Genomic DNA, 3,223 nt, shown 5'->3' on the forward strand with positions numbered 1-3,223 from the left:
TGTAAATCATATTTTCCATACTCCACTCCACATTAAGAAAAATCCATTTTTCATCGAATGCCGCCAAACTATTAAAGCACGTCAAAGCCATCTATAACAATGTGTTAAACAGTGTGTTAAACATTGTGTGAAGTTCTGTATGTACATTAAAAAAAATTCGCATAGCCGCAAACAGACAATTGATTTTATCTGTTAATGACATTAAGGTGTAGTCTGTCGCATGCAAAACAAATCGGAGTTCTGATGTCCGCAATGCCTTTTTCGCCGAGCCCAACCGATCAGTCTGTTCTGATGCTGCGCAAAATTTTCGGGCCGATTATTGACGTGCTTGTCAGCGGCGCTGATCCCAACACTGTTCAGTCATCAAGCAACTTGCTCGCCACAATGTTCGTTACGTTCAATAGTGGCGTTCTGGTAGTTGGTTCGATCATCATTGCCTACGTGATTGCGATGGGTGCAATCAATACGGCAAATGACGGTGAGGCGATGGGCAAGGCATGGAGCACCGTCTGGACGCCTGTTCGCATTGTTGCGGGCGCGGGGGTTCTTCTGCCCTCGTCGAGCGGGTACAGCTTCATCCAAATGCTTGTGCTGATGATCTCGCTGTGGAGTGCCGGATTCGCTTCGTCGATCTACAAGTCCGGACTTGCCCTTGGCATTCTGAAAGCGGACGGGATTGTTGCCACATCTATCGCAACCCCCGGCTCAACGTACGGTTTGCGCGAGTTTGCGAAAGCATATTTGCCTATTGCTTACTGTGCCCGCTCAGCAAATACCATCTATGCCGACGCGGCCGGCAATCCGGCAGTGATGGCAAATAACGCGCAGGCTGACCGTGTGACAACAGTCGACGGCCGTACTGACTACACGTTCTATATCAAAGATCGCAACGCGGCTACCAACCTGGCAGGCGGCGAACCGTTTTGCGGCACAGTCAAGATCAGCACTTACACACCTGCTGCGTCGTCTGAAGTGACTGGAACGTCCGTTGCAATCTCGACCCTGCACAGCGGAATCAGCGCAGCAAAAGCCTCTGCTGCTGTCGAGTTGATGCAAGACCTGGACAACTGGGTCGCCACCATGCCCAGCGACTGGACCCAAACAGGCTGGAACAATGTTGACTCTGCGCAATTCAATAGCATTGTAAGAACACGGGAAGATGCGCTCATCACACAGATGACAACGCAAGCAAGCAGTGGCGAAGCTGCGATTAATAACGGTGTTGATGCCTTCGTCGCAGCCATGACCGACGAAGGCTGGGCCTCTGCCGGAGGCTGGTATCAGCGCGTCGGTGCGATTCGAAAAGAAATCGCGGGCCTGATAAAAGAGCCGGCCGGCTCGGCAACCGAACCGTCACTATCCGGCCTACCTTCTGATGCACGTGCGCAAACGCTTAAAGGTAGTGTGGCAACGATCGCTGAGGCGATCATAAAAAAATCGGAGGCACCCGGAAAAGGCTATGACGTTAATTCCGCCCCTGCGGCCGATTTCGGTAGCTCCTTACCGAAAGATGGAGCCTCCGATTTCAATGTTGCAGCAATCAAAGACGATGTCGGCAGCAAGTTCGGGTCCCTAGTCAATACAACGATGAATGGCGTTACCGACATTGCGGTCGGCTCAAGCGCCAACGTGGATGCGGTGTCGCGAATGAAATTGGTCGGCGATTATCTTGTGCTTGCTCTATCTTCCGTCGAACTTGCCAAGATTTCACTGGAAACCGGAGTAACGGCCCTCCGGATTGTTGTCGGCACGGTTGGCGGCGTCGAAGTGCTCGGCAACAAAGCGGATTTCCGCGGTGTGACCGATCCGCTCTGGGACTGGGTAATCGCCGTGCCGGTCGACCAGCTCAAAGAGCTTTCGTCTTATATCAAGCCGCTCGCATTTTATTTTTCTGTACTACTTCCATCCTTGCCGTACGCCATCTTCATGGTCGCCGTGGTCGGCTGGGTGCTGGCAGTCTTACTGACGACGATTGCGGCCCCTCTGTGGGCAATCATGCACACGCGCCCGAGTCAAACATTCGTTGGGTCCGAAGCTCAGGGCTATTTGCTGTTGATGGCGCTTTTTGTCCGACCGGCACTGACCGTGATCGGTCTGTTTGCGGCGATGTTAGTTGCTGACCCCGTCGTTGATTTCATCGCAAAAGCATTCTTCTCGATGCGGGGCGCGGTCGTAACTTCGACCGGGTTTTTCCCCGGTGCTCTTGTTGAATTCCTGACTTTCGCGTGGTGGTTAATTATGTTTGGCATCGTGCTACTGCCTGTGCTGTACATGATTTACGGGCTACCGAATGCGCTACCGGATCGCGTCCTCGCCTGGCTGAATGTCGGCGTACAGGATCTTGGCTCTAATCAAGCCGCAGCCAATATTCGCGGTGGAGTTGCAATGACTGCGTTGCAGCAAACCGCCTCAACTGGCCGGCAACAACGCCGACTTCCCGACGAAGGAGGTAGCGGGTCGCCAGCACCCGGCGGTGGCGGTGGCCGCCCCGGAGGATCACCCAATGGCTCACGTAACCGTCACCAGGCGAACGCCCCGGTTAATGCCGGCCACCAGGGCGTAGCTCCAGCGACATCTGATCTGATGGGCCAAGGTGTCTCTGCTCCCAGCAACGACACGGCCAGTTCGAACGCGAACACGCCAATTTCTATAGGCAATAACAACCCGCCCACCGGACTCGTCGACTTAAACGAGCGCCAATCAGCATCCGCCGGCCGCAAGAAGCCTAGCGGAAGCCAATCCACTGATACGCCAGTCTAGAGGAGGAATACATGGATAACTATTGGCAAAGCCAAGACGCCGCGATAGCAATGGGCCACGCAGGCAAAGCACTCGGCCGCCGGCAGGGCGAGGCAGAAGGCTATCAAAACGGACTTGAGGATGGCTTCGCACGAGGCCGCAAGCACGGCTACAACGAAGGGGTGGCGCAAGCACAGGCCCAGTTGGCGGCTCTCACGAAACAAAAACACGAGTTGCAGGAACTGACAAATGGCCTGGTCATGGCACTCGGCGCAGCCGTCGATACGCTAAAAATGTCCGACAACAATCAAAAAGTACGCTTTGCGCACAGCTACGTTACACGCACAGATCGAGCGCTGCAGTGCGGACAGTTACGCATTGCCCCCCATCGTGATGCTCGCTTCACCGAGCAGATGACGCAAACCACTGCATACATTCTTGACGCGCTGGAGACCACTCTTCGCGCACATGATTTTCCCTCTCC

The 3,223-nt window shown here is 54.4% G+C and carries 2 protein-coding genes; both read left to right on the forward strand.

Annotated elements, in window-relative coordinates; all coding sequences use genetic code 11:
- The first annotated feature begins 243 nt into the window (after window positions 1-243).
- A complete protein-coding gene (locus ADADOO_RS09275; protein WP_511276951.1) occupies window positions 244-2,760 on the forward strand; it encodes a DotA/TraY family protein in 2,517 nt (838 codons plus the stop codon).
- Window positions 2,761-2,771: 11 nt separating this feature from the next.
- On the forward strand, window positions 2,772-3,223 hold a 452-nt coding region (locus tag ADADOO_RS09280), incomplete at its 3' end, for a hypothetical protein (RefSeq protein WP_511276953.1).

It is taken from the genome of Azonexus sp. (assembly GCF_036170495.1).
In the GTDB taxonomy this organism is placed as follows: domain Bacteria; phylum Pseudomonadota; class Gammaproteobacteria; order Burkholderiales; family Rhodocyclaceae; genus Azonexus.